Raw genomic sequence first — 19,047 nt, 5'->3', positions numbered from 1 at the left:
AGCAGGAGTCCAGGGCGCAGCAGATGAACTTTGCCGCCCTGGGCTCCTGCTTTCGCAGGAGTACAACGCCCCTCTGCAAAACGCCCATCCTCAGAATGCATTGTCATGCGCCAGCACCCGCAGCGTCGCGACAATTATCCGCAAATCCCGCCAGATCGACCAGTTGGTCACATATTCAAGATCGGACTGGAGCCGATTGATGAGATCCTCGTGCCGGTCGGTCGGGCCGCGATGGCCACGCACCTGCGCCAGGCCGGTCATGCCCGGTTTGATGCAATGGCGCGCCCAATAGCGCTCATCGACCTCCCAATAGAGGCTCTGCGCCGCCTTCGCCGCCGGAGCGTGAGGGCGTGGTCCGACGATACTCATGTCGCCTTTCAACACATTGAAAAGCTGCGGCAGTTCATCGATACTCGTGCGCCGCAAAAAGGCGCCGATGCGGGTCACGCGCGGATCGTCCTTTTCGGTGAGCTTGTCCGCCTTGAGGTCGCTCAGCGCCATATGCATAGTGCGGAATTTGAGGATCATGAACGGTCGCGCATCGCGCCCCAGCCGCTGCTGGCGGAAGAACATCGGCCCCGGCCCCGAGAGCTTCACCGCCAACGCGCCGAAAATCAGGATCGGCGAGAGCGCCAGGATCGCCGGCACGCAGATCGCCAGATCGAACAGCCGCTTCAACAACCGGTCCCGGAACAGCAGCGGTCCACCGGCCACCACCAGCGTCGGATGATCGGCAAAGGCGCTCACTTTCGCGGGCACGAACTGGCGCATTTCCGGCACCAGGATTTCTCCCTTGGCGGACAGGGAGGTGAGCGCGATGCGCCAGTCCGCGATCCGCTCGGCCGGGCACGCGACGACCACCCGCTCGGCGCCGCCGACACCATCGGCGAGGCGCTCGGCCATCTTGGCATCCCGCGCGGTGGGATCGAAGCCGATCGCCTGCGCATCCACCCGCCAGGCTTCGCGCGGCGTTTCGATCTCGACGCCATCCACCAGCAGCACCGTGATGTGCGGCACCGCGCCGACCAGCCAGATTGCCAGCCGGTCGATCAGCGGACGCACCGCGATCAGCCCGCCGGCAGACAAGGCCAGGCCGACCATGAAGGTCAGGCGCGACAACTGCTCGGCGATCTTGCCGAGGTAGATGATGAACAGGGTCAGCATCACCGCTTGCGCAAGCGACCATACCGCCTTGGCGGCGCTCGCCCGGCGATTGCCGATCATCCTTATCCCGTAGACGCCGCCATGCACGGCAATGAGCACGTAGACGGGCACGATCATCGCCGCCATCACCAAGCCATGCGGCTTGCCTGGCTCGCCGATGAGGGACCCCAGTACCAGAAGATTGGCCAAGGCAAAGGCCAGCCCGAGCACCAGCATGTCGAGCATGATGCTCAGCAGATAGAGGCGCAGGCGTGCTGCTTCCTTCGACTGCGCTGGTTTGGCTGCCATGGCCGCGCGCTATGCCCCTGCGCGGGGGCCGTCAACGAGATTGTGCGTGGGCGACGCTGTGGCATCCGTCGCAGTTCCAGCAACATATGTCCCGCGCCGGGGCAGGAATTCGGGATCATCGCTGGAATATCGTGTATGACCCTTTTATGACGGCCGCCCCAGAACGCCGCGGAGAGATGATGCAGCATAGCCCCAACAGACCAGCGCCAGCCGTGAACAGGATTCAAAACAACCTGCTTGCGGCGCCGGAGAGACGTCTGCTGAACTGGCTGTGCAGCATCATGCCCCGCTGGGTCACGCCCGATATGCTCACGACGCTGGGCGTGGTGGGCGGGCTTGCGACCTTCGTCGGCTATGCCGGCAGCAGCTTTGGCGACCAATGGCTGTGGCTGGCCATGGCGGGCTATGTGATGCAGTGGTTCGGCGACTCGCTGGATGGCAGCCTCGCCCGCTATCGCCACATTGAGCGGCCATCCTACGGTTACTTCATCGACCATAGCTGCGACGGGATCGTCACGCTGCTCATTCTGGGTGGCATGGGGTTCAGCCCCTATGTGCGGGTGGATGTCGCGATGTTCGCGGTCGTCGGCTATTTGCTGCTCTCCATCCACGCCTATCTCGCGGCGCGGGTGATGGGTGAGTTCAAGCTCTCCTACGGCATTGCCGGGCCGACGGAGCTGCGCTTCGTGCTGATCGGTATGACCATTGGGATGATGCTCACCGACCCCACCCGGGCACCGGCCATCTCGCCGTTCGACATGATTGTGGGCGGCGTGGGTGTGATTTTCGTGGTGCTGTTCGTCAGCCAGACGCTCGTTGCGGGCCGTCAACTGTCCCGGTCGGACAACGCCCGGCGCGGGTAAACGACGCCGCGCCGAACGGGGCCTGCTTTATTCGGCGGCCTCTTCCAGATGACCATGCGGCGCAGCCTGCATCGCCGCGATGCCGAGCTTGGCGAGCAGCGCGCCATCCTTGTCGTCGCCGGCATTGGGTGTGGTGAGCAGCTTGTCGCCGGTAAAGATACTGTTGGCCCCAGCCATGAAGCAGAGCGCCTGACAGGCCTCGCTCATGCTCTCCCGCCCCGCTGAAAGGCGGACCATCGCCTGCGGCATGGCGAGCCGCGCCACCGCCACCGTGCGGACGAACTCGATCTCGTCGATCTTGGCGAGCGGCGTATCGGCGAGCATGTCGCCGAGCACGGTGCCCTTCACCGGGACCAGCGCGTTGATCGGCACGCTCTCCGGATGCGGCATCGTCGCCAGCGCGTGGATGAAGCCGATGCGATCCTCTCGCGTCTCGCCCATGCCCACAATGCCGCCGCAGCAGACGTTGATCCCGGCAGAGCGCACGGCTTCCAGCGTCTCGATCCGGTCGGCAAAGCTGCGCGTCGTGATCACCTCGCCATATTTTTCCGGCGCGGTGTCGATGTTGTGATTGTAATAATCCAGCCCTGCCTCGGCGAGCATCTGCGCCTGACCGGGCGTCAGCATCCCCAGCGTCATGCAAGTTTCCATGCCCATCTCGCGCACGCCCTTTACCATCTCGATGAGGGCGGGCATGTCGCGGTCCTTGGGGTTGCGCCAGGCTGCCCCCATGCAGAAGCGGCCCGAGCCGGCATCCTTGGCCTGCGCGGCGGATTGCAGCACGGCGCGCACGTCCATCAGCTTGGTGGCCTTGAGGCCCGTCTCTGCATGGACGGACTGGTTGCAATAGCCGCAATCCTCCGGGCAGCCGCCGGTCTTGATCGAGAGCAGCGTCGAGAGCTGCACCTCGTTGCGCGGATGATTGGCCCGATGCACGCCCTGCGCCTCATAGAGCAGATCCATGAACGGCAGATCGAACAGCGCGGCGATTTCCTCGCGCGTCCAGTCGGTGCGGGGGGCGGTGGTCACCGGCGCGGCTGCGGATGAAAGCTGTGTCATAGCCTGCCCCTCTGCCTTAGGCCGAGCCGCTTGAAAAGCCACTCTTGCCATTGGCGGCATCCGCATAGCGCCTGAGCGCATCCGCATAACGCCCGACCAGCCGCCGCGCCTGTTCGTCGGCGGGCATCGCAGCAAGCGCCGCGCTCAGCCGCACAGGCCATTCTCCCTGCAGATCGCCCAGCCGCTCTCGAGCGATGCCAATGGTGAAGAGGATGGCACGGCTCTCCGGCAGGCGCCTCAGCGTTTGCCGTTCGCAGCGGACGATCAGCGTCTGCCCGGCATTGTCCGGCGTGACATGCGCAAACGCGGCGGCCTCATCGACGGTCGGGAGATAGCGCCACTCCATGGACGGCACGATGAACCAGTTGGCCCGCGCGAAAATTGGCCCCGCTTTCAGCCCATTCATGAAATGATCGACACCGGGCGCCAATTGCTCGGCATAGCCATGGATGGGCGCATGGATCTGCGCCATCGGTCGGCGGATCTTGTCCGCAATGCGCCAGTCGGTCGGGAAGCCCACCGCAGCGGCGGTAAGCTGCCACGGCCCGCCAGGCTCCGCCTGCTGCATGATGCACAGATCTTCCCAGCAGCCGCGCGCGATATCGACCAGCTCTCCTGAAATGCCGACCATCGCGCCGAGTTCGCGGATGGCGCCATAGGCACCGGGCAGCGTCTGCACCGCCGCCGGGTGCGCATCGAACACGGCGGCGCGGGCGGCGCGGTCGAAGTCCGGCCAGAGCCAGTCCTCCTCCGGCACGCGGCGCAGGCCCATGGTCATCGCCCGGCCCATTCGCGCGGCGGCCAGCAGATCGGGCACGGAGAAGCCAAGCGTCATGCCGCCCCGCCTCCGTGCCCGGCTGCCATCCTCAGAGCGCGTCCAGCGCCTGCGCCATGTCCGCGATGATGTCATCGATATGCTCGATGCCAACCGACACGCGCACCACGTCCGGCCCGGCGCCAGCTGCGACCAGTTCCGCCTCTGACAGCTGGCTATGGGTGGTCGAAGCAGGGTGGATAATCAGCGAGCGGGTATCGCCGATGTTGGCCAGATGGCTGAACAGCTTGACGCCGGAGACGAGCTTGATGCCAGCCTCGCGCCCACCCTTCACGCCGAAGGTGAACACGGCGCCGCCTTTGCCGCCCAGATAGCGCTGCGCGAGCGCATGATAGGGATCGTCCGGCAGACCGGCATAGCGCACCCACTCGACCTTGGGATGCTTCTGGAGCCACCGCGCCAGCGCCAGCGCGTTATCGCAATGCCGCTCCATGCGCAGCGACAGGGTTTCCATGCCAGTGAGCGCGAGGAAGGCATTCATCGGCGCCAGCGCAGGCCCCAGATCGCGCAGGCCCAGCACCCGGCAGGCGATGATGAAGGCAATCGGTCCTACCGCGTCGCTCAGCACGGCGCCGTGGTAGGAGTCGTTCGGCTGGGTCAGCGCAGGGAACTTGCCGGACTTCACCCAATCGAACTTGCCGGCGTCCACGATCACGCCGCCGATGGAATTGCCATGGCCGTTGAGGAACTTGGTGACCGAATGCACCACGATGTCTGCGCCATGCTCGATCGGGCGGCACAGCACAGGCGTCGCCAGCGTGTTATCCACGATCAGTGGAATGCCGGCGTCGTGCGCGATCTTCGCGATCGCCCCGATATCCTGCACCACGCCGCCGGGATTGGCGAGGCTCTCGATGAACACGGCGCGCGTGCGGTCCGTGATCGCCGCGGCGATATTGGCCGGATCGTCCGCATCCACGAAGGTCGAGCCCCAGCTCATCTTCTTGAAGCTATGACCGATCTGGTTGAGCGAGCCGCCATAGAGTTTCTTGGCCGCGACGATGTGATCGCCGGCTTCGAGCAGCGTGTGGAACGCCAGGAACTGCGCGGCATGACCCGAGGCCACGGCCAGCGCGGCAGCACCGCCCTCAAGCGCGGCAATCTTGCCTTCCAGCGCACCGTTGGTGGGGTTCATGATTCGCGTGTAGATGTTGCCGAACTCCTGCAGCGCGAACAGGCGCGCGGCGTGATCAGCATCGTCGAACACATAGGATGCGGTCTGGTAGATCGGCGTGATCCGCGCCTTGGTGGTCGGGTCGGGCTCGGTTCCGGCATGGACAGCGAGGGTATCGATCTTCTGGCTCACGGGGCTGCTCTCCTTTGTTTTGCGCGAAGCGTGACCGACAGCGGCATGGACCGCCATACAGAAAGGCTCCTTAGCGCCTCACCGGCGCAAAGCCTACCGCCAGCGCGCGCCCACAGACCGATGATCCTCCACCTGCTTGCAGAGATCGCTCCCGATCGCCAACTAGGCACCACAGACAGGACACGCCATGCACATTCAGGACTCCACGCCCCGCCCCCGCCAGATCGCCGAGATCGGCAGCTATCATGCGCATATTTATTATGATGCCGCGACGCGCCCGGTGGCGGAGCGCCTGCGCGCGGGCTTGTCCGATCGATTTTCCGTTCGGCTGGGGCGTTGGCACGATCGGCTGGTCGGGCCGCACACGCAATCCATGTTCCAGATCGCCTTCGCCTGCAGCCTGTTCGACACGCTGGTGCCCTGGCTGATGCTCAACCACGGCGGACTGAGCATCCTCATTCATCCCAATACGCTGAACCAGCGGCTCGATCATCTGGAGGACGCGCTCTGGATCGGCACCCCGCAGGCGATCCTGGGAGACCGTCTGCCGACCGAGGGCGCAGAGCCGAATGATGTGGGTGAGATCAATTCCGCCCCCGTTGCCGGAGTCACCATTTAGCGAAGGAGCATTCCTGTCGCAGCGCCTCTCGGAGCGGCGCGACAAGCATAGAAAAACCCCGCCAAGTCGTTGAACCTGGCGGGGTTTTCCATGGTGGGCGTGGCAAGGATTGAACTTGCGACCCCTGCGATGTCAACACAGTGCTCTACCACTGAGCTACACGCCCACTTGAGAGGAGAGGCCCTTACGCAACGCGCGAGGGCGGCGCAAGCGCAAATATCAGAGAAGGTTCTCCGCGCTGGTGCGATTGAACATTCGGTCGACCTCCATCACCAGATCGCGCAAGTGAAACGGCTTGGAGAGAACCTTGGCTTCCGGCGCGACGCGCCCCGCGCGCAGGGTCACCGCTGCAAAGCCTGTGATGAACATCACGCGCGTATGCGGCGAGACGGACGCGACATGCTGGGCCAGCTCAATGCCGTCCATTTCCGGCATCACGATGTCGGTCAGCAGCAGATCGAAATGCTCGGCCTCGATGATCGGCACCGCCGCCGTGCCCCGGTCCACCGCCACGACCTCATAGCCGGAACGTTCGAGCGCACGGACGAGATACTGCCGCATCGAGTCATCGTCTTCCGCCAACAAAATGCGAAACATGCGCGTGCCGAAGCCTCCGGGATACTCGTCGATCACACCGCCATAAAGCCTGATAGGCCTTGGCGTCACCCCTTGCTTTATGCGAAAAGCGATTAAGAATTTCCATCAGTTGCGGCCAATTGCGGAAAATTTCGCAGCCGCAAGCGGCCCTTTGGAGGACCATTGCGACCCAAGCCTGCCCGGAGTCATGACGCGTTTCATCACTACGGCGTGGCCGGTGATTGCGGTCCTCTGGTGTTCGCCGTCCCTCACGCGGGGCGGGATTATTCCCCTGCCCTGCTCGCGCGGGCCCGCGTTTCGCAAAAGGCGTTGCAAGGGCTGGAGGACCGCTATGCCGATCTGCTGGTGGAACGGCTCATCGAGCAAGCCCATCATGTGCTGATCGCGCGCCAGCCGCGCGCCCTGATCGATCTCAATCGCGACGAGCGGGAAGTCGATCTGCGAGGCATCCAGGGGGCGCCATGGAGCTTTCGTGGCCAAAGCAGCGCAAAATTGCGCGGTGGCCTGGGCCTGATCCCTGAGCGGCTGGCGACGACGGGCGGTCTCTGGCGCGATCCTCTGCCCTATGCCGCCCTGTGCCAGCATATCGAGCAGGTCCATCGCCCCTACCACGCCGCGCTGGCGGCTGCGCTTGACGTGACGCGCCGGCGCTATGGCATCGCGCTGCTGCTCGACATTCATTCCATGCCACCGCTCAAGGCCACCACGGCCGACACACCGACTCCGCGCGTGGTGATCGGCGACCGATTCGGGCGGAGCGCAACGGATCGGCTGACCGACCTGTGTGCGGACGTCATTCGCCGGCACCGGCTGCCGGTTGCGATCAACGCGCCCTATGCCGGTAACCATATTCTCGAGCGACATGGCCGGCCCGAGCGGGACGTTCACGCCATTCAGATCGAATTCGATCGCTCGCTCTATCTTAATGCGACAATGGCCGAACCCGGCCCTGGCCTTGCCGATGTGCAGGCCCTTCTCGTGACATTGGCCGAGCATCTCTCGCGCGAGCTGATTGACTTTGCCCGGCCGCTGGCGGCCGAATAGCGCAACCCGAGCCATCTTCGTTTAACCATAAAAAACCACCCCGTGCGATGCACAGGGTGGCCCAGGTTCAGGGAGGAGACGTCCCGAAAGGGCGGGACGCCCACGCAACGGCTCGAAAGGGGGAACAAGCCATTACGTATTTTGAAGTTAAGGCACGGCCCGAGCCTTTTCAAGCCCGGGCCGTAAGAGGTAGATGATTTTTTCAACTTATCGCCTCGCCCCGCCGAAAAAATCGAGCGGCTGAACGAAGGGCGTGATTTAGCTGATCTGGTAGGCCGGCACCGGCCCGAGGCCGAGGGCACGCTGAGCGAAGAACAGCTCGCGCATGCCCTGCAGCGAGAACAGATGCGCATGGATGAGCGGAAGCGCACCGCTCTGGTTGAACTTGCGCAGCTGATCGCCGCGCAGCTCGCGCAGCTTTTCCTCGTTGACCATCTGGAAGCCGCGATAAACGAAGGGCTGCTCTTGATCGGGAATCTGGATGCTCAGCTCGCCGTCCATCAGAAGCTCCTGCTCCTGCAGTTCCTTGACGAACTGGCCGGTGCGCATCGCCGCTTCCTCAAACTGCTGGCAGAAGGCGAGCAATTCCTTGGTCAGCTCGCTGGCCTCGCCATTTTCGATGAGCGGACGACCGTCCTCATACTCCCCGACGATTTCGCTGGTCGGATCGAAGCACAGCGACAGCTCGTCGGAATCCGGACGCAGGCGCACCAGCATCCAGGGGTAGCGACGGATATAGGCGGGAACATAGCCGTCCTCGCGGCGCAGCTTGCCCTCGCTGTCGACCAGCGTGTTGACGCCCTCGTTGAGGCCCATCAGCGCCAGCGGCACGGGATTGGGGCCGCTGGAGAAGACGATCGGCAGGAAACGCTGGGCCTGCGCGAACTCGTCGAGCGTCAGCGGGACGGCGTGGACGCCCACGATATGCGGCGCGGTGTCATAGTTGCGCAGCGTGTACTTGCCGTGCTGCTCCACATTGAGCGGCACCAGATCGTTGTAAAGCAGAGGCAAATTCTGGGCTTGTGGCGCGCTGGCCATGACATCGGTCTCCTGAAACGGACATGGATCAGCCCGTTCCCGATGGGCCGGCTGAATGACGCCCGGCCATAAAGGGCCGCTCGGGCCTAGGCAAGGGGCACAAGCTTGCCGGGATTGAATAGGCCCTGTGGATCGAACGCCCGCTTGATCGCCCGCACCGCATTCAGCTGGGCGGGTGGCGTAAGACGCGCAAACTCCGCGATCTTCATCTGGCCGATCCCGTGCTCGGCCGAGATGGATCCGTGCATCGCGACGACGATGTCGTTGACGAAGCGCGTCGCCTCTTCTCCGTGCGAGCCGAGCCAGTCCGCCCCCTGCCCTGGGCCGGTGCCGGCCGGCGCGCGGACATGGAAGTGCACATTGCCGTCGCCAAGGTGCCCGAAGGACGAAGCCGTCGCCCCCGGGAACCGCGCCTCGCACGCCGCTGCCGCTTCGATCATGAAGCGGGGCATGTCCGCAATCGGCACGCTCACATCGAACTGCAGCGCAGGCCCCTGCGCCCGCTCCGCCTCCGATCCGCTTTCCCGCAGCTTCCAGAACGCTTCGGCCTGCGCCTCGCTGGCGGCGATGGCCGCATCGACGACCAGACCTTGCTCGAAGGCCTCGGCCAGAGCAGCCTCCAGCCGGGCAGCCGCGCTCTCTTCCTCGTCGGCCGCGTCCAGATCCACCTCGATTAGCGCGTTCCACGGCGTTCGGGTTTCGATCGGCGCGCGGGTATCGGGGATCACATCGAGCACATGGCCGAGCGTATCGCGCGCCATGACCTCGAATCCCTCGACGACGGACCCCAGACGCCGCTCGAGAAATCGCAGCAGCGCCAGCGCCTGCACGGGGTCTTCCACACCAGCCCAGGCCACGGCCCGATCGGCAATGGCCGGCACCAGACGGAGACTCGCAGCAGTCACGATCCCCAGCGTTCCTTCCGCCCCGATGAGCAGCTGCTTGAGATCGTAACCGCGATTGTCCTTCTTGAGCGCGGCAATCCCATCGTGGATCGATCCATCCGGCAGCACTGCCTCGATACCCTCCACCAGCGCGCGCATCGTCCCGTGCCGCAGCACCTGCGTCCCGCCGGCATTGGTCGAGACGAGCCCGCCAACCGTTGCCGATCCCTTGGCGCCCAGGCTCAGCGGAAACCGCCGGCCGACCGCCGCTGCCGCCTCATGCAGCGTCGAGAGAATGACGCCCGCCTCGCACACGGCAAGATTGGCGGCAGGATCGATCGCGCGAATCCGGTTCATCGCGCGGAGTGAGAGGATGAGGGCGCTGCCATCGGCCGGGGGCGTCGCGCCGCCGACCATGGAGGTGTTCCCGCCCTGCGGTACCAAGGGGACGCCATGATCGTGCGCGCAGCGGACTATCGCGGCCACCTCCTGCGTGGAGCGCGGGGTCAAAATGGCGACCGCATCGCCATGATATTTGCCGCGCCAGTCACCCAGCCAAGGCACGATCAGATCGCGATCCTCTATCAGGCCACGGGGGCCGGCAATCGCACGAAAGGCGTCCAGAACTGTCTCGGAGATCATGCCCGCCTATATGCCCTCTGCGCCGCCGTATGGCCACCATCGGCGCGCAAAAATGCTTGCGAAGCGCGCGTCTTCGTTGTTGATCATACAATTAATCGGCTGTTCAAGCGGTAAGGGTTAGGGCATTTTCCTACCCTGGGGTCAGTTCATTGCCAGCATCGTCGCCAACCATTTTGCTGCCGCTCCTGCTTTTGGGAGCATCGCAGGCCGTAGAGGCCGAGCAGCGCCTGGCGGGCCCGGAGATGAGCCGCATGGCGCGCATGGAGCAGGTCCAGCTCGCCCAGCTCTCCATCGAACAGCGAGTGATCATCCGCATCCCGACGATGCCGGCGCAACCCCGGACAGCCGCACCGGCGCCGCCGGTCATCCAGTGGAAGGAAGGCCGCGGCCCGCGTTGCCTGCCGCTCAACCTGATCCGCGCAGCGGTGGTGACGCATGCCGATGGCGTGACGATGGTGGTGAGCAACACCGAGCGCTACCGCGCCCATCTGGGGCGGGCCTGCCGGGCGGCGGACTTCTATTCCGGCTTCTACATCTCGCCCGACAAGGATGGGGTGCTGTGCGCCGGACGGGACATGCTGCATGCTCGCAATGGCTCCGCCTGCGAGATCGAGCGCTTCTCGCGCCTCACGCCCCAGGTTGTGCACGCCGAGCCTGACGACGAGCCAAGGCGCGCGCGGTCTGACCGATAACTGCCGATAAGCGGGGCAGAATTTCGCTTCCCGCGTTCGAGGCCAGAAACCATATCGCCGCCGCAGCATTATCATGACGGGGAGCCTCAAGGCTCGCGGACGTCGCGTCAATCGCGACAGGGGAGCCGTCGTTGCGACTAAGATTACCGAAGGCAGGCTTGAAGCCAAGCACGCAGAACTTTGGAAAAGCCTGGCGTGGAAGCTTGCTGGCGAGTGCCGGGATGCTGTGCCTGCTCGCCCATCCCGCACAGGCCCAGACCCCAGCGACCGAGCAGACGCAGCCGATGCGGAGTTCAGACGGGGCTCCTGTTGAGCCGGTCATTTCAGACGAAGAGTTCGACGCCAGCATTCCGCCGATCGATGAAAGCGCGCCCCTTGGCAGCGTCCAGGCATGGGAAGCCGAGGCAGACCGGCGCGCGGCCAGCACCGGCCGAGATGCCAGCGTGAGCGCCGAGCCGACCCCCACCGAACAATCGACGGCGGATGAGGGCCTGCCTGCTCCGCCGGAACTGGATGAAGAGCTCGACCGGCCTCTCACCCCGCTCAACGCCTTCGATGTCGAAACCTTCGATGAGAGCCAGTATACCGAGGCTGACGAGGGGCCCGCCCCTTCGCTGCGCTACAGCTACAAGATCGAGGGTCTCTCCGCGCTGGACGGTGCCGGCCCGGTGCTGCCCGTCGATGGCGGGGACATTGTCAGCCAGTTCAAGTCGCTCTCCGCCCTCGAAGATGGCGATGGCAAGGCCGACAATGGCGCCATGATCAATGCCCGGCTGGAGGAAGACCAGAAATTGCTGGTCGATATCCTCTCCTCGCAGGGCTTTTTCGATGCCACGGTGCGGGGTTCGCTAGAGCTTCCCGAGCAGGACAGCAAGGGACCGATCACGGTCATCCTGCAGGCCACCCCCGGCCCGCGCTATCATCTTGGCGAGATCCGTTTCGATGCGACGCCAGTACAGCCCGAGGACCTCATTACGCGCGCCTTCCGGCCCCGCAGCGGCGACCCCATCGTGGCCGAACGCATTCTCGGCGCGGAAGCCAATATCGCCGTGACCTTGCCCGAGAACGGCTATCCGTTCGTGAATGTCGGCCAGCGCGATATCGTGCTCGATCCGGAGACGGAGGCCGGCGACTACACGCTGCCGATCACCCCCGGTCCCCGCAGCAGCTTCGGCGACATCGTGGTCGAGGGCGAGAAGCCGGTGTTCGAGCCGGACCATATCCAGAAGATCGCCCGCTTCCGCAAAGGGGAGCTGTATGACAGCCGCAAGATCGATGATCTTCGCCAGGCGCTGATCGCCACCGGCCTGCTCTCCGTGGGATCCGTGACGCCCCGCCCGAGCGGCGAGCCCGCGGGCGACGGCACGGACTATGCGACCCTCGTCGTCAATCAGGAGGCCGGCCCCGCCCGCACCCTCGCCGCCCAAGCCGGCTATGGCACGGGCCAGGGCGTCAAGGTCGAGGGGAGCTGGACGCACCGGAACATGTTCCCACCCGAGGGCGCGCTCATTGTTCAGGGTACGGCCGGCACATTGGAGCAAGGCCTCGGCGTCTCCTTCCGTCGCTCGAATGCCGGCAAGCGGGACCGCAGCGTGGAACTGGGTATCGATGCCCGGCACAGCAATTTCGACGCGTTCGAGGCGTTCACGGGCCGTCTTTATGGCCGCATCGCCTACGAAAGCACGCCCATCTGGCAGAAGCGGCTGACCTATAATTTCGGCTTCGAGCTGCTCGGCTCCAACGAGCAGGATTATAATTTCGACGCCGGTGAGCTGCGGCGGCGGACCTATTATGTCGCGGCGCTGCCGGGTCAGGTGACGTTCGACACATCCAACTCCCTGCTCGACCCGACCCGTGGCTTCCGGATCTCGGCCTGGCTCTCCCCAGAGGCATCGCTGGGCAGCGGCGCACAGACCTACGCCCGCGCGCTGCTGGAAGGCACGGGCTACTATCCCATCTCGGACGGCTTCGTGCTGGCCGGCCGCGCGCGCGTCGGTATGATCGGCGGCGCGGCGCGTGAGCAGATCGCACCCTCGCGGCGCTTCTACGGCGGCGGCGGCGGATCGGTGCGCGGCTTTGGCTATCAGGAACTCGGCCCCAAGGATCCCGATGCCCGGCCGATCGGCGGCCGCAGCCTCGTCGAGGCCGCAGCGGAAGTGCGCTATCGCTTCGGCGATTATGGCATCGTCGGCTTCATCGATGGCGGCCAGGTCTATACCAGCCAGGTGCCACGCTTTGACGATTGGCGCTTCGGCGTCGGCATAGGCGGTCGCTTCTACACCAATTTCGGCCCGATGCGGCTCGATGTCGCCACACCGATCAACCGCCAGCCGGGAGAATCCCGTATCTCCGTCTACGTCTCCATCGGGCAGGCTTTCTGATGGCTGATCCGACCCCGCCCCCCGCGCCGATCGCCCCGGATCTGCCGGAAGAGACGACTGCCGAAACCGTGATCGTGCGCCGCCGGAATTGGCCGCGCCGCGTGCTGATCGGCATCGGCGCACTGCTCGCCTTGCTGCTGGTCGTCATCATTGGCGGCTATGCCTGGCTGAACAGCGACAGTGGGCGGGGGTTCGTCACCCGGCAGATCACCGGGCTCAAGTTCGAGAACGGCATGTCGATCGGCATCGGGCGGATCGATGGCTCGATCTTCGGCGCCATGCGCCTGCGCAATGTAGAGGTGCGGGACACAAAGGGCGTATTCCTGAGCGCGCCGCTCATCGAGATGGACTGGCGGCCGCTCGCCTATGCGCGCAGCCATGTCGACATCCGCTCCCTGTTGATCCCTACCGCCCGGCTGCATCGCTCGCCGGAATTCAAGCCGACGCCATCCAGCGATGGGCCGCTGCTGCCCGATCTCGACATCGACGTAAACCGGCTCGACATCGGGCGCCTGCAGATCGACACGCCGGTGACCGGCCGCAAGCACCTGCTCGGCCTCGCCGGGACGGTCCACATTGCGGACCGCCGCGCGCGGATCAAGGCAGACGGGCGCGCCCTTGTGGCGCCGGGCGTTGCGGGTGGCGACAGGCTCGCGCTGCTGCTCGATGCCGTACCGGAAACCAACCGCCTGGCGGTCGATTTGCGCGTGACGGCGCCAGCGCAGGGGTTGCTGGCGAGCTACACCGGCATCGCGCAGCCAACAGCCATTGCGCTGGCGGGCAAGGGTGACTGGCAGAGCTGGACCGGCAAGCTGACGGGCCGGATGGGCAGCGAAAGCCTCGCCAATGTCGCGATCACGGGCCGCGACGGCACCTTCACGGTGCGTGGACCCTTCCGGCCCGGCCTTTTTCTCACCGGCCCGGCTCGCAACATGCTCGAGCCGGTAACGCAGATCGACATGACCGCTGCCCTCGCAGACCGCCGCGCCCGGATTCGTGGCGGACTGGCCAGCGACAACTTCACCTTCGGTGCCCAAGGCCTCATCGATCTGGGTGCCAGCCGCATGGAGAATCTCAATCTCGCCTTCCGGCTCACCAAGCCCAGCGTAATCGCCGAAAACCTGCGCGGCGCGGACATCGCGATGAACGCCACGCTCAACGGCGCCTTCGTCGCCCCCACGATCCGCTATGGCGTGAACGCCCGCCAGATTGGCTTCGGCGCCACGCTGATCGAAGGCCTCGCCGTCTCGGGCAGCGCGACGCTGGACAAGGACCGCTGGATGATCCCCGTCGAGGGACGCGCCCAGCGGATCAGCGGCGTCAATGCCAGCATCGAGCCACTGCTCACCAATGTCAGCCTGGACGGCGACCTGGCTTATGCCAATGGCCGCATCCTCTCGGACAATATGCGGCTGCGGTCCGACCGGATCGACGCCACCGCCGTGATCGTGGCCGACCTCAACACCGCGCTCTACACAGGCGCCCTGAATGGCCGGGTGAATGGCTATCAGGTCGAGAGCGTGGGCATCTTCAACCTCCAAACCGACATGGACCTCAAAACCGGCCAGAACGGTTCTTTCCGCCTCGGCGGCCGCGTCACCGCGCGCTCGACACGCCTGCTGAACGACGGGCTGCAAAGCTTCCTCGGCGGCAATGCATTGATCGTCGCGGATGTCGGCTATGACAGCAATGGCGTGGCCAGCGTCGAGCGGCTGAACGTCTCGGCGCCACAATTCCGTATGACCGGCGCGCGCGGTCGCTACGGCGCTGATGGCAGCGTGCGCTTCTCCGGGCGCGGAAGCTCGGATCAATATGGCCCGCTGGGCGTCGAGGTCACAGGCACGGTCAATCGCCCGCTGGTCCGGCTGGCAGCCGAGCGGCCGGGCCTTGGCATTGGCCTCGCCAATCTGACGGCGACCGTGCGGGGCGACAACGGCACCTATCTGGTGCAGGGCGAAGGCGCCTCCGACTACGGACCGCTGGACCTCAATCTGGCTGTAATGACTGCGCGCGGGCCTTTGACCGTCGATGTGCGCCAAGGCACGAGCTTCGGCGGCGTCGGCCTCTCCGGGCGCATCTCGCAAAGCCGCGCCGGCCCGTTCGAGGGTACATTGCTGGCCGATGGGTCCGGCATCAATGGGCGGGTTGCGCTTTCCGCGCAGGGCCCCGTGCAGCGCGCGCTGGTAGATGCCACCGCGCGCAACGCCAGCCTGCCCGGCAAGGCCGGCCTCACTGTGGAGCAGGCGCTCATCAAGGCGGACATTCTGTTGACCGAGCAGCCGCAGGTCGTTGCCGATGCGCAGCTTGCCGGCACGCGGATGGGCGATCTCACCATCGCGGTCGCGCGCGGCACGCTGAACTATCGCGACGGGGGCGGTCAGGCGAAGCTGCTGGTCGAGGGGCGCACGCGCTATCCGTTCCGCCTGGCTGCCAACGCCCGCATGGCGCGGGACCTGTGGCAGCTCGCGCTGGACGGTCGCTTCAACGGCGTCGACGTCAAGACAAGCTCGCCGATGCGGATCGTGCCATCGAACGGACGCTATACACTCGCTCCGACGCGCCTCACGGTCGGCGGCGGCACCTTGCACCTCGCCGGCCATTATGGCGACGGCATGGCCGTGCAGGCGCGGATGCAGGATCTCAACCTCGCCATCGCCAACCCCTTCATGCCCGGCCTTGGCCTCGGCGGAAAGGCCACCGGCAGCCTCGATTTCACCCAGGCCAGCGAGACGGCCTTCCCCGCCGCCGACGCCCGCCTGACGATCGATGATTTCACCCGCACCAGCCTCGCGGCCGTCTCCGAACCGGTCGATATCCAGTTCGCCGGCCGGCTGATCCCGCAAGGTGGTGAGGCGAATGCGCTCATCCGCCGGCGCGGCGCCGCGATCGGCCGCATGAAGGTCAGCCTCCAGCCGCTCGGGCCGGGCGCGGGTAGCTGGTCGACCCGCCTGCTCGCCGCGCCTCTGTCCGGCGGCTTGCGCTACAACGGCCCGGCCGACGTGCTCTTCTCGCTAGCCGCGCTGCCGGACCAGAGTCTCAAGGGGCCAGTCGGGGTCGCCGCCGATTTCAGCGGACGGGTCCGGTCGCCGCAACTCACGGGGGTCGTGCGGGCCAGCAACCTCACCTATGAGAACACCAGCTACGGCACCCGCCTCACCAACATGGCCGTGCGCGGGCGCTTCACCAACGACCGGCTGGAGGTCGAGAGCCTCACCGCCAATGCCGGCAATGGCACGGTCAGCGCCAGCGGATCGGTCTCGCTCAATTCCGATCAGGGCTTCCCGATCCAGCTCGGCATCGACATGAACAATGCGCAGCTGGCGCGCAGCGATGGCCTGCAGGCGCGGGCGACCGGCCAGATCCAGGTGGTCAACGGCCCCAACCAGCCACCGACGATCACGGGGCGCCTCACCCTGCCCGAGACGCGCTATCGCATCGTCTTCCAGGGCAGCGCGGAAGTCCCGACGCTGACCGGCGTGCGGCGCAAGCCGACGCTCAAGCGCGAGCGCATCTCCGGCGCGCCCGAGCCGATGAAGACCATACCTTCTGACTGGCGGCTGGACCTGCGGGTGCAGGCGGATAACCAGATCTATGTGAGCGGCATGGGGCTCGAGTCCGAATGGGCGGCGGATTTGCGCGTCGCCGGCACCAGCGCAGCGCCGCAGATCACCGGCGGCGTCAACCTCGTGCGCGGCACGCTGGGCTTTGCCGGGCGCTCGTTCGAGCTTCAGCAGGGCCGGATCACCTTCAGCGGACCCGAGATGACCAACCCGCAGCTGCGCATCGTCGCGAGCGGCGAGGTCGAGGACGTGACGATCACCATCACGATCACCGGCAATGCTCAGGATCCGCAGATCGCGTTCACCTCCACGCCCAGCCTGCCGCAGGACGAACTGATGGCGCGCATCCTGTTCGGCAATTCGGTGGGCGAGCTGAGCGCCATCCAGGCCGTGCAGCTGGCCGCCTCGCTCAACTCGCTGCGTGGCGGCTCGGGCGGCCTCAATCCGCTGGGCGTGCTGCAATCGGCCGGTGGCATCGACCGGCTGCGCCTGCTCGGGGCCGATGAGGAGACGGGCCGGGGCACGTCGCTCGCGGTGGGTCAGTATATCAGCAATGATGTCTATGTGGAGATCATCACCGATGCGCGCGGCCATACCGCCACGCAGCTGGAAATCAGCCTCTCGAAAGCGCTCTCGGTGTTGAGTTCGGTCAGCAACTTCGGCGGGTCCGGCGTGAACCTGCGCTACCGGAAGGATTATTGATGCGCGCGGCCATGATCCTGTCGATGCTGGCAGCGCTCGGGCTGGCGGGGTGCAGCAAGGAGCCGAGCTTCGATGAGCGCTACGCTACCGAATCCAACCGGATCGAGGGCATGGCGGCCAATATGCAGGCGCAGCTCGACGAGCAACTCAATGCCTCTGCCGCGGCCGGCCGCCTCGCCCTCCCCATCGATGAAAATGATGTGGCCGACAACGCCACGGCCCAACCATGACCAGCCAGACCGACACCGACCAAGACAAGGAGGACCGCCCGATCTCTGCCCAGGAACTCGAAGTGCTTGCCGAAGAAATCCCCGGCGCGAAGGGCGATTCGCCGCTCTCTCTGCCGCCCAAAGCGTGGTGGGCGATCCTCAAGCGCATCTACGTGATGATCGGCTTCCATAATCTCAGCCTGCTCGCCGCCGGGGTCGCTTTCTTCTCCTTCCTTGCTTTCGTGCCGCTCATCGCCTCGATCGTTCTGCTTTACGGCCTCATCGGCGATCCGCAGATCGTCGCCAGCAACGTGAACCTTCTGCGCGGCTTCGTGCCGCCGGAGGTGCTCACCATCCTGGAAGAGCAGCTTCTCGCCATTGTGACGACCAGCAAGGCGGCGCAGGGCTTCGGTCTGGTGCTGGCCCTCGCCTTTTCGATCTATGGCGCCATGCGCTCGGCGACGGCGATGATCGCGGCCCTCAACATCATCTATGAAGAGCATGAGACGCGCAATTTCTTCCGGACCACCGGCGTGGCCGCCGGCATCACCGTCGGCATGGTCGCGGTGGGTGTGATCGGCACCTTGGCGATCTCGCTGTTCACTTATGCCGGGCGCGTGCTCTCCGATTATATCGGAAGCGGTTCGGCGCTGATCATCCAGTTGGCGACCTGGATTTTCGCGGGCCTTTTGATCAGCCTTACCTTCGCCGTGTTCTATCGCTATGCGCCGGACCGCAGAGCCGCGAAATGGCGCTGGCTCTCTGTGGGGTCGGTGCTCTCCACCCTGCTGTGGGTGGGGATCACGCTAGGCTTCGGCTTCTACGTCGCCAATCTGACCAATTATAACGCCACCTATGGCTCGCTTGCCGCCGTCGTCATCTTCCTCATGTGGCTGTTCCTTTCCGCCTTTGCGGTGCTGATCGGCGCTGAGGTGAATAGCGAGATGGAGCGGCAGACGATGGTCGATTCCACCATCGGGCCGGATCGCCCGATCGGCCATCGCGGCGCGGTAATGGCAGACAATCTGGCGGTGAATGATGCCAGCCGTATATTGCTCGAAAAGAAGCGCCGGCGCGACGCCGATCGGGCCGCCAACAAGGCGCATTGAGCGGGGTCGCCGGGGGCGCTGCCAATCTTTTCGGGAACGATCCGCTTCCCTCTCG

The 19,047-nt window shown here is 65.4% G+C and carries 15 protein-coding genes and 1 tRNA gene; 8 read left to right on the top strand and 8 right to left on the bottom strand.

The genetic code is table 11. The annotated features are described in order from the left end of the window. Positions 1-90: 90 nt before the first annotated feature. A complete protein-coding gene (locus M2341_RS07235) occupies positions 91-1,452 on the bottom strand; it encodes an exopolysaccharide biosynthesis polyprenyl glycosylphosphotransferase (protein ID WP_264584773.1) in 1,362 nt (453 codons plus the stop codon). Positions 1,453-1,631: 179 nt separating this feature from the next. Here M2341_RS07235 and M2341_RS07230 point away from each other — a divergent pair, with 179 nt between their 5' ends. After that, positions 1,632-2,315 carry a CDP-alcohol phosphatidyltransferase family protein gene (locus tag M2341_RS07230; protein WP_264569966.1) on the top strand — a complete coding sequence of 228 codons (684 nt, stop codon included), beginning with the start codon at positions 1,632-1,634 and terminating at the stop codon, positions 2,313-2,315. A gap of 27 nt (positions 2,316-2,342) precedes the next feature. Here M2341_RS07230 and bioB read toward each other — a convergent pair whose 3' ends face one another. Genes bioB through M2341_RS07215 form a run of 3 tightly spaced genes read right to left on the bottom strand, consistent with a single transcriptional unit; the run spans position 2,343 to position 5,515 of the window. Beyond that, complete coding sequence (bioB, locus tag M2341_RS07225) at positions 2,343-3,374, bottom strand: biotin synthase BioB (protein ID WP_264569965.1); 1,032 nt, start codon at positions 3,372-3,374, stop codon at positions 2,343-2,345. A gap of 16 nt (positions 3,375-3,390) precedes the next feature. Next, on the bottom strand, positions 3,391-4,209 hold the full coding sequence (locus M2341_RS07220) for a heme-dependent oxidative N-demethylase subunit alpha family protein (RefSeq protein WP_181559276.1): 819 nt from the start codon (positions 4,207-4,209) through the stop codon (positions 3,391-3,393). Positions 4,210-4,240: 31 nt separating this feature from the next. Continuing rightward, positions 4,241-5,515 (bottom strand): O-acetylhomoserine aminocarboxypropyltransferase, encoded by a 1,275-nt coding sequence (locus M2341_RS07215; RefSeq protein ID WP_264584772.1) that lies wholly within the window; start codon positions 5,513-5,515, stop codon positions 4,241-4,243. A gap of 187 nt (positions 5,516-5,702) precedes the next feature. Between M2341_RS07215 and M2341_RS07210 the strand changes: the two genes are divergently transcribed. Beyond that, positions 5,703-6,134 carry a DOPA 4,5-dioxygenase family protein gene (locus tag M2341_RS07210; RefSeq protein ID WP_264584771.1) on the top strand — a complete coding sequence of 144 codons (432 nt, stop codon included), beginning with the start codon at positions 5,703-5,705 and terminating at the stop codon, positions 6,132-6,134. Between the two features lie 91 nt (positions 6,135-6,225). Here the strand turns inward: M2341_RS07210 and M2341_RS07205 are convergent. After that, positions 6,226-6,300 (bottom strand) — tRNA-Val (locus M2341_RS07205). Between the two features lie 53 nt (positions 6,301-6,353). Further along, on the bottom strand, positions 6,354-6,731 hold the full coding sequence (cpdR, locus tag M2341_RS07200) for a cell cycle two-component system response regulator CpdR (RefSeq protein ID WP_181561372.1): 378 nt from the start codon (positions 6,729-6,731) through the stop codon (positions 6,354-6,356). A gap of 234 nt (positions 6,732-6,965) precedes the next feature. Between cpdR and M2341_RS07195 the strand changes: the two genes are divergently transcribed. Continuing rightward, positions 6,966-7,775 carry an N-formylglutamate amidohydrolase gene (locus M2341_RS07195; RefSeq protein WP_264584770.1) on the top strand — a complete coding sequence of 270 codons (810 nt, stop codon included), beginning with the start codon at positions 6,966-6,968 and terminating at the stop codon, positions 7,773-7,775. Between the two features lie 258 nt (positions 7,776-8,033). Here M2341_RS07195 and M2341_RS07190 read toward each other — a convergent pair whose 3' ends face one another. Further along, entirely contained in the window at positions 8,034-8,813 is a 780-nt protein-coding gene (locus M2341_RS07190; RefSeq protein WP_181559273.1) for a SapC family protein, read from the bottom strand. An 86-nt stretch (positions 8,814-8,899) separates the two neighbouring features. After that, a complete protein-coding gene (locus M2341_RS07185; RefSeq protein WP_264584769.1) occupies positions 8,900-10,339 on the bottom strand; it encodes an FAD-binding oxidoreductase in 1,440 nt (479 codons plus the stop codon). A 251-nt stretch (positions 10,340-10,590) separates the two neighbouring features. Between M2341_RS07185 and M2341_RS07180 the strand changes: the two genes are divergently transcribed. The 5 genes from M2341_RS07180 to M2341_RS07160 all read left to right on the top strand — a co-directional run bounded on the left by M2341_RS07180 (position 10,591) and on the right by M2341_RS07160 (position 18,992). Continuing rightward, the gene (locus tag M2341_RS07180) at positions 10,591-11,031 is read left to right on the top strand and encodes a hypothetical protein (RefSeq protein WP_264584768.1); all 441 of its coding nucleotides are present in this window, start codon (positions 10,591-10,593) and stop codon (positions 11,029-11,031) included. 203 nt (positions 11,032-11,234) lie between these two features. Beyond that, complete coding sequence (locus tag M2341_RS07175) at positions 11,235-13,412, top strand: autotransporter assembly complex protein TamA (RefSeq protein ID WP_264584767.1); 2,178 nt, start codon at positions 11,235-11,237, stop codon at positions 13,410-13,412. Continuing rightward, on the top strand, positions 13,412-17,674 hold the full coding sequence (locus tag M2341_RS07170; RefSeq protein ID WP_264584766.1) for a translocation/assembly module TamB domain-containing protein: 4,263 nt from the start codon (positions 13,412-13,414) through the stop codon (positions 17,672-17,674). The genes M2341_RS07175 and M2341_RS07170 overlap by 1 nt, the downstream gene beginning before the upstream one ends. Beyond that, the gene (locus M2341_RS07165; RefSeq protein WP_264584765.1) at positions 17,674-17,904 is read left to right on the top strand and encodes a hypothetical protein; all 231 of its coding nucleotides are present in this window, start codon (positions 17,674-17,676) and stop codon (positions 17,902-17,904) included. Before M2341_RS07170 ends, M2341_RS07165 begins: the two co-directional genes overlap by 1 nt. Then, a complete protein-coding gene (locus M2341_RS07160; protein ID WP_264584764.1) occupies positions 17,901-18,992 on the top strand; it encodes a YihY/virulence factor BrkB family protein in 1,092 nt (363 codons plus the stop codon). Before M2341_RS07165 ends, M2341_RS07160 begins: the two co-directional genes overlap by 4 nt. Positions 18,993-19,047 lie beyond the last annotated feature (55 nt).

Source organism: Sphingobium sp. B7D2B (assembly GCF_025961895.1).
Taxonomy (GTDB): Bacteria; Pseudomonadota; Alphaproteobacteria; order Sphingomonadales; family Sphingomonadaceae; genus Sphingobium.
Note: the sequence above shows the minus strand (reverse complement) of the source record. Positions and strands in the feature narration are given on the sequence as shown.

Bases quoted from the DNA above. Each gene is read 5' to 3' on its own strand.
- M2341_RS07220 (WP_181559276.1), bottom strand. From the start codon at position 4,209: ATGACGCTTGGCTTCTCCGTGCCCGATCTGCTGGCCGCCGCGCGAATG.
- M2341_RS07185 (WP_264584769.1), bottom strand. From the start codon at position 10,339: ATGATCTCCGAGACAGTTCTGGACGCCTTTCGTGCGATTGCCGGCCCC.
- M2341_RS07160 (WP_264584764.1), top strand. From the start codon at position 17,901: ATGACCAGCCAGACCGACACCGACCAAGACAAGGAGGACCGCCCGATC.
- M2341_RS07170 (WP_264584766.1), top strand. From the start codon at position 13,412: ATGGCTGATCCGACCCCGCCCCCCGCGCCGATCGCCCCGGATCTGCCG.
- M2341_RS07180 (WP_264584768.1), top strand. From the start codon at position 10,591: ATGGCGCGCATGGAGCAGGTCCAGCTCGCCCAGCTCTCCATCGAACAG.
- M2341_RS07210 (WP_264584771.1), top strand. From the start codon at position 5,703: ATGCACATTCAGGACTCCACGCCCCGCCCCCGCCAGATCGCCGAGATC.
- cpdR (WP_181561372.1), bottom strand. From the start codon at position 6,731: ATGTTTCGCATTTTGTTGGCGGAAGACGATGACTCGATGCGGCAGTAT.
- M2341_RS07235 (WP_264584773.1), bottom strand. From the start codon at position 1,452: ATGGCAGCCAAACCAGCGCAGTCGAAGGAAGCAGCACGCCTGCGCCTC.
- M2341_RS07190 (WP_181559273.1), bottom strand. From the start codon at position 8,813: ATGGCCAGCGCGCCACAAGCCCAGAATTTGCCTCTGCTTTACAACGAT.
- M2341_RS07230 (WP_264569966.1), top strand. From the start codon at position 1,632: ATGCAGCATAGCCCCAACAGACCAGCGCCAGCCGTGAACAGGATTCAA.
- M2341_RS07165 (WP_264584765.1), top strand. From the start codon at position 17,674: ATGCGCGCGGCCATGATCCTGTCGATGCTGGCAGCGCTCGGGCTGGCG.
- bioB (WP_264569965.1), bottom strand. From the start codon at position 3,374: ATGACACAGCTTTCATCCGCAGCCGCGCCGGTGACCACCGCCCCCCGC.